At 72.4% G+C, this 6,592-nt stretch carries 7 protein-coding genes; 3 read left to right on the forward strand and 4 right to left on the reverse strand.

Translation table 11 applies throughout. The features are described from left to right. Positions 1 to 274: 274 nt before the first annotated feature. From G3I40_RS40905 to G3I40_RS40915, 3 genes are read left to right on the forward strand one after another with little or no spacing between them, the layout of a single operon-like run. Positions 275 to 1,057, forward strand: coding sequence for an SDR family oxidoreductase (locus tag G3I40_RS40905; RefSeq protein ID WP_164559879.1), 783 nt, complete (start codon positions 275 to 277; stop codon positions 1,055 to 1,057). Further along, on the forward strand, positions 1,054 to 2,733 hold the full coding sequence (locus tag G3I40_RS40910) for an AMP-binding protein (RefSeq protein WP_164559880.1): 1,680 nt from the start codon (positions 1,054 to 1,056) through the stop codon (positions 2,731 to 2,733). Before G3I40_RS40905 ends, G3I40_RS40910 begins: the two co-directional genes overlap by 4 nt. A gap of 13 nt (positions 2,734 to 2,746) precedes the next feature. Beyond that, a complete protein-coding gene (locus G3I40_RS40915) occupies positions 2,747 to 3,352 on the forward strand; it encodes a TetR/AcrR family transcriptional regulator (protein WP_164559881.1) in 606 nt (201 codons plus the stop codon). Between the two features lie 93 nt (positions 3,353 to 3,445). Here the strand turns inward: G3I40_RS40915 and G3I40_RS40920 are convergent, their stop codons facing one another. From G3I40_RS40920 to G3I40_RS40935, 4 genes are all read right to left on the reverse strand, one after another. Further along, positions 3,446 to 4,669, reverse strand: a complete 1,224-nt coding sequence (locus G3I40_RS40920) for an acyl-CoA dehydrogenase family protein (protein ID WP_164559882.1) — start codon at positions 4,667 to 4,669, stop codon at positions 3,446 to 3,448. A gap of 8 nt (positions 4,670 to 4,677) precedes the next feature. Continuing rightward, positions 4,678 to 5,733, reverse strand: a complete 1,056-nt coding sequence (locus G3I40_RS40925) for a phosphotransferase family protein (RefSeq protein ID WP_164559883.1) — start codon at positions 5,731 to 5,733, stop codon at positions 4,678 to 4,680. A 201-nt stretch (positions 5,734 to 5,934) separates the two neighbouring features. Beyond that, positions 5,935 to 6,231, reverse strand: coding sequence for a hypothetical protein (locus G3I40_RS40930; protein ID WP_164559884.1), 297 nt, complete (start codon positions 6,229 to 6,231; stop codon positions 5,935 to 5,937). 83 nt (positions 6,232 to 6,314) lie between these two features. Continuing rightward, the coding region (locus G3I40_RS40935) for a DUF202 domain-containing protein (RefSeq protein ID WP_164559885.1) at positions 6,315 to 6,592 on the reverse strand (278 nt) is incomplete at its 5' end.

Below are 6,592 nucleotides of genomic sequence, written 5' to 3' on the forward strand. Positions count from 1 at the left end.
CGCCGGCGCTCAGGGCGCCCGCCGCACCCACGCCCGCGCTCGCCGCGAGCAGCACCCGTCTGGACACGTTCATGCAGGAACCTCCGTGATCACCGGAACTGGCATGGCCATGCACGCTATCGCCCGAGCCCGCGGCGGGGAACGCACCGCGCGTGGATCACCGAGTGCATCACCGAGTGGATCACCGCGGGGAACCCCTTCCGCAGCTCCATACCGACTGGTTAGTCTGCTGAGGCAACGGAGCCGTGTTTCGCGTCGCGTCGAAGGAGACCCGATGGTGGATAGCCCTCAGGGACAGCCGGATCTACAGGGACAGGCGGTCGTCGTCACCGGTGCGGGCGGCGGCATCGGAGCCGCCCTCGCCCACCGGTTCTCCGCCGCCGGAGCCCGCGTCGTCGTCAACGACCTGGACGCCGCCAAGGCGAAGGCGGTCGCCGACGAGATCGGCGCCACGGCCGTCCCCGGCGACGCCTCCGCGGTCATCGACGACGCCCGGGACGCCCTCGGCGGCCGCGTCGACGTCTACTGCGCCAACGCGGGCCTCGCCTCCGGCGGTACCGAGGCGGCCGACGAGCAGGTGTGGGCGGCGGCCTGGGACGTGAACGTCATGGCGCACGTCCGCGCCGCGCACGCCCTGCTCCCCGACTGGCTGGAGCGCGGCAGCGGCCGCTTCGTGTCCACGGTGTCGGCGGCCGGGCTGCTCACCATGGTGGGCGCGGCCCCGTACAGCGTGTCCAAGCACGGCGCGTACGCCTTCGCCGAGTGGCTCTCGCTCACGTACCGCCACCGCGGCCTGAAGGTCCACGCGATCTGCCCGCAGGGTGTGCGCACCGACATGCTCACCGCGGCGGGCTCGGCCGGGGACCTGGTCCTGGCGCCGACCGCCATCGAGCCGGAGGACGTCGCGCAGGCGCTGTTCACCGGCATGGCCGAGGACCGCTTCCTGATCCTGCCGCACCCCGAGGTCGCCGAGTACTACGCGGCCCGCGCCGCCGCCCCCGACCGCTGGCTGACCAACATGAACCACATCCAGCAGAAGTGGGAGGCCGCCCGATGAGCGAGACCCTCGACCACGGTTCGATCTACGCGACCCGGCCCTGGCTCGGCGTCCTGACCGACGCACAGAAGGCCACGCTGACCCCGGCCGCCAGCATCGTGCACGCCTTCACCGACGCCGTGCGCCGCGCCCCCGACCACCCGGCCCTCGCCTACTTCGACGGCCGTCTGTCGTACGCGGAGGTCGACGCCCTGTCGGACTCCGTCGCCGGGCACCTCGCCGCCCGGGGCCTGCGGCGCGGCGACCGCGTCGCCGTCATGCTGCAGAACACGCCGCACTTCGTGCTCGCGCTGCTCGGCGCCTTCAAGGCGGGCGCGATCGTGGTCCCCGTCAACCCCATGTACAAGTCGGGCGAGGTCGGACACGTCCTGCACGACGCCGAGGTGACCGCCCTCGTCTGCACGGACCGGGCCTGGGACGCGTACCTGCGCGAGACGGCCGCCGACTCGCCCGTGCGCATCGTGCTCACCGCGTGCGAACTCGACTTCCAGACGCGGGGCGACGAGCGGGTCCTGAAGTTCGAGCGGGTCACCCCCGGGGCCACCGACGCCGACGACCTCGTCGCCGTCGCCCGGCAGGGGCTCCCGGCGCCCGCGGACCGCGCGCTCGCCCCGGACGACATCGCGCTGATCAGCTACACGTCCGGTACGAGCGGCACCCCCAAGGGCGCCACCAACCTGCACCGGAACATCATGTACAACGCGGAGCGGCAGCGCACCGGCCTCGGCGTCCCCGAGGGCGCGACGTACTTCGCGCTCGCGCCGCTGTTCCACATCACCGGCATGGTCGCCGAACTCGTCGCGAGCTTCGCCAACGCCGGCACCCTCGCCCTTGCCTACCGCTTCGAGCCGGGCGTCGTCCTCGACGCGTTCGCCGAGCACCGGCCCGCCTACACGGTCGGCCCGTCCACGGCCTTCATGGCGCTCGGCGCCCAGCCGCAGGCGACCCGCGAGCACTTCGCCTCCTTCGTCTCCATCTCGTCGGGCGGCGCCCCGGTGCCGCCCGCCCTGGTGGAGAAGTTCCGCGCCGCCTTCGGCCCTTACATCCACAACGGCTACGGCCTGACCGAGTGCACCGCGCCCTGCGCCTCCGTGCCGCCCGGCATCGAGGCCCCGGTCGACCCGGTCTCCGGCACGCTCGCGGTCGGCGTGCCCGGGCCCGACTCGCTCGTACGCATCCTCGACGACCTCGGCAACGAGGTGCCGTTCGGCGAGCCGGGCGAGATCGCCGTCCGCGGCCCGCAGGTCGTGCCCGGCTACTGGCGCCGCCCCGAGGCCACCGCCGAGGCCTTCCCCGACGGCGAACTGCGCACCGGCGACATCGGGTTCATGGACGCCCGCGGCTGGCTCTACGTCGTCGACCGCAAGAAGGACATGATCAACGCGTCCGGGTTCAAGGTCTGGCCCCGTGAGGTGGAGGACGTCCTCTACACCCACCCCGCGGTGCGCGAGGCGGCCGTCGTCGGCATCCCGGACGCGTATCGCGGGGAGAGCGTGAAGGCGTACGTGAGCCTGCGCCCCGGCGGACGCGCCACTCCCGAGGAGTTGTCCGCGTACTGCAAGGAACGGCTCGCCGCGTACAAGTACCCGCGCGAGGTCGAGGTGCTGGGCGAGCTGCCGAAGACGGCAAGTGGGAAGATCCTCCGGCGGGAACTGCGTTCCCCCCAGACGGACTGAACGAGAAAGGGAGGTGGCGGCAGTGGCCAAGGCGACGGCGGACGGCGACACGACGCCCGTTCCGCAACGACTCCTCGCGGCCGCCACCCGGCTGTTCGCCGAGCGCGGCTACGACCGCACGTCGGTGCAGGAGATCGTGGAGACGGCGGGCGTCACCAAGGGCGCCCTCTACCACTACTTCGGCTCGAAGGACGACCTCCTGCACGAGGTGTACGCGCGCGTGCTGCGCCTCCAGCAGGAGCGGCTCGACGCGTTCGCCGACAAGAACGAGCCCGTGGAGCGGCGGCTGCGCGAGGCGGCCGCCGACGTGGTCGTCACGACGATCGACAACCTCGACGACGCAGCGATCTTCTTCCGCTCCATGCACCACCTCAGCCCCGAGAAGAACAAGCAGGTGCGCGTCGAGCGGCGGCGCTACCACGAGCGGTTCCGGGCGCTGATCGAGGAGGGCCAAAGGACCGGCGTCTTCTCCACCGAGACCCCGGCCGACCTGGTCGTCGACTACCACTTCGGCTCGGTCCACCACCTCTCCACGTGGTACCGGCCGAACGGCCCCCTCACCCCGCAGCAGCTCGCCGACCAGCTGGCCGACCTGCTGCTGCGGGCGCTGCGCCCGTAAGCCTCTCCGCAGCGCCCCGACCGCGGATTACGCGGCCGGGGCGCCCGCCGGGCGGGGCGTGACCAGCCGCCCCCACGCCCCCGCGGGCGCGCCCTACAGGTAGCGCTTCAACTCCCGCCGGGCCAGCGACCGCTGGTGCACCTCGTCGGGTCCGTCGGCCAGGCGCAGTGTCCGCGCCCCGGCCCACAGTTCGGCCAGCGGATAGTCCTGCGACACCCCGCCCGCGCCGTGCAGCTGCACGGCCTTGTCGATGATGTCGACGACCGTGCGCGGCGTCGCGATCTTGATGGACTGGATCTCCGTGTGGGCGCCGCGGTTGCCGACCGTGTCCATCAGCCAGGCCGTCTTCAGCACCAGCAGCCGCAGCTGCTCCACGGCGACCCGGGCGTCCGCGATCCACTCCTGCACCACGCCCTGCTGGGCGAGGGGCTTGCCGAAGGCCGTGCGGGCGACGGCCCGCTTGCACATCAGCTCGATCGCGCGCTCGGCCATGCCGATCAGCCGCATGCAGTGGTGGATCCGGCCCGGGCCGAGCCGCGCCTGCGCGATGCCGAAGCCGCCGCCCTCCTCGCCGATCAGGTTGCCCGCCGGCACGCGCGCGTGGTCGAAGACGACCTCGGCGTGCCCGCCGTGCCAGTGGTCCTCGAACCCGTAGACCTGCATGGCGCGGCGCACCTCGACGCCCGGGGTGTCGCGCGGCACGAGCACCATGGACTGCTGCCGGCGCAGGTCGGGGCCGTCCGGGTCGGTCTTGCCCATCACGATGAAGACCTTGCAGTTCGGGTTCATCGCGCCCGAGATGTAGAACTTCCGGCCCGTGATGACGTAGTCGCCGCTGCCGTCGGGATCCCGCTCGATGCGCGTCGTGATGTTCGTGGCGTCGGAGGAAGCGACCTCCGGCTCCGTCATCGCGAACGCGGAGCGGATCTCCCCGGCGAGCAGCGGCTCCAGCCACTGCTTGCGCTGCGCCTCGCTGCCGAACTGGGCGAGGACCTCCATGTTCCCGGTGTCGGGCGCGGCGCAGTTCACCGCCGTCGGGGCCAACTGCGGGGAGCGGCCGGTGATCTCGGCCAGCGGCGCGTACTGGAGATTGGTCAGCCCGGCGCCGTGCTCGGCGTCCGGCAGGAAGAGGTTCCACAACCCCTGCCGCCGCGCCTCGGCCTTGAGCTCCTCGACCACGGCCGGGGTCTGCCACGGCGAGTCGAGGGCGGCGCGCTGTTCGGCGGCGACCGCCTCGGCCGGGTACACGTGCGCGTCCATGAACGCGAGGAGCCGTTCCCGCAGTTCCTCGGTGCGGGCGTCGAATGCGAAGTCCATGGGCGGGTTCAGCCTTCCGAGAGGTTCTTGAGGGTCGTGAGGTCCTGGAGGGTGGTGAGGCCGTGCTCGATGAAGACCGGGACCAGCTCGCCGATCCGGTCGAAGCCGGCGCCGACCGTCTGGCCGAGCGTGTAGCGGTAGTGGATGCCCTCCAGGATCACGGCGAGCTTGAACCAGGCGAACGCGGTGTACCAGGCGATCGCGGACACGTCGCGCCCCGAGCGCGCGGCGTACCGCTCGACCAGCTCGGCCGGCGTCGGGTGCCCGGCTGCCGAAGCGGTCGTGGAGATGGGGGAGTCGGGCAGTTCGAGGCGGGCGCTGTACATCACGAGCAGGCCGACGTCGGTGAGCGGGTCGCCGAGCGTCGACATCTCCCAGTCGAGGACCGCCTTGATGCGGTCGACGCCGTCGGGGTCCTGGCGCACCAGGACGTTGTCGAGGCGGTAGTCGCCGTGCACGATCGTCGGCGCGGGGGAGTCGGGCAGCGTCCGCCCGAGCGTCGCGTGCAGTTCGTCGATGCCGGCCAGCTCACGGTTGCGGGAGGCGTCCAACTGCTTGCCCCAGCGGCGCAGTTGCCGGTCCAGGAAGCCCTCCGGGCGCCCGAAGTCGCCGAGGCCGACCGCCGCAGGGTCCACGGCGTGCAGATCGACCAGGGTGTCGACGAGGCCGAGCACGGCGGCGCGGGTCCGCTCGGCCCCGATCGGCGCCAGCTCCTCGGCGGTGCGGTACGGCGTCCCCTCCACGAACTCCATGACGTAGAACGGGGCCCCGAGCACGCTCTCGTCCTCGCACAGCAGCAGCGCCCGGGGCACCGGCACGTCCGTCGCGTGCAGCGCGTCGATCACCCGGTGCTCGCGCTTCATGTCGTGCGCGGTGGCCAGCACGTGCCCGAGCGGCGGCCGCCGGACCACCCACTTCGCGGACCCGTCGCCGACCTCGTACGTGAGGTTGGAGCGTCCGCCCTGGATCAGTCGCCCGGTCAGCGGGCCGCCGACCAGACCGGGCCGCTCACGGTCGAGATGGGCGCGCAGCTGGTCGAGGTCGAGGCCTGGGGGGTGACTCATCGCGGTCCTCCGGGGGCGGTGGCAGGGTGGCATTCATCATGCCGACCAGTCGGTATGTCGTCCAGTGGGTCACGCAAACGTGATCGTAATTACGTGCCTACGGTGCCCTGCCGCGCGGGCGAACGAAAGGGCCCGGCACCAAGTGCCGGGCCCTTCGCCGGGTACGGGATCAGGCGCGTGCCGGATCCGCCGCGTACCGGATCAGTGGTCGTCCCAATGTCCGTCGTGCTCCGCGTGGCGGTGTCCGTCGTGGACGTAGTCGACGTGGTCGCCGTGGGTGACCGCCTCGTGCCCGCAGTCCGCTCCGTGCCGGTGCTCGTGGCCGTCGTGCGCGACGTGCGCGCCCGGCTCGCACTCGTCCCAGTGCCCGTCGTGCTCGGCGTGCAGGTGCCCGTCGTGCGCGTAGTCGACGTGATCGCCGTGCGGCACCGCCTGGTGGCCGCAGGCCGGACCGTGCGCGTGCGCGTGGACGGGGTGCTCCTGATGGAGGGTGGTCATGGTGCTCACCTTCGGTGACGTCCGTGGCTTACTCCGCCAGGCTAGCCCGGAATGTCCCGATAGTTCCGCTCTGCGGAGTGGCGTCACACCACGAGTACGGCCGCGAACACGGCCAGTGCGACCGTGCACAGCGCGGCGGTCACCGCGCCCCGCCGGGTCATCAGCGGCGGCGCCGACTCGTTCAGGGCGAGTCCGGTGATCCGGCGGTGCGCGACCCCGAGGAAGCCCAGCCACACGACCAGGCACAGCGCCGCCGCCACGATCCCCGGCGCCCCGGGGCCGGCGTGCAGCGCGGTCTTCACGGCGAGCACGGCGGCGACCGTGCACGACAGCGTCGTACGCCGCCACGCCAGCCGGGTCC

It is taken from the genome of Streptomyces sp. SID14478 (assembly GCF_010548525.1).
In the GTDB taxonomy this organism is placed as follows: domain Bacteria; phylum Actinomycetota; class Actinomycetes; order Streptomycetales; family Streptomycetaceae; genus Streptomyces.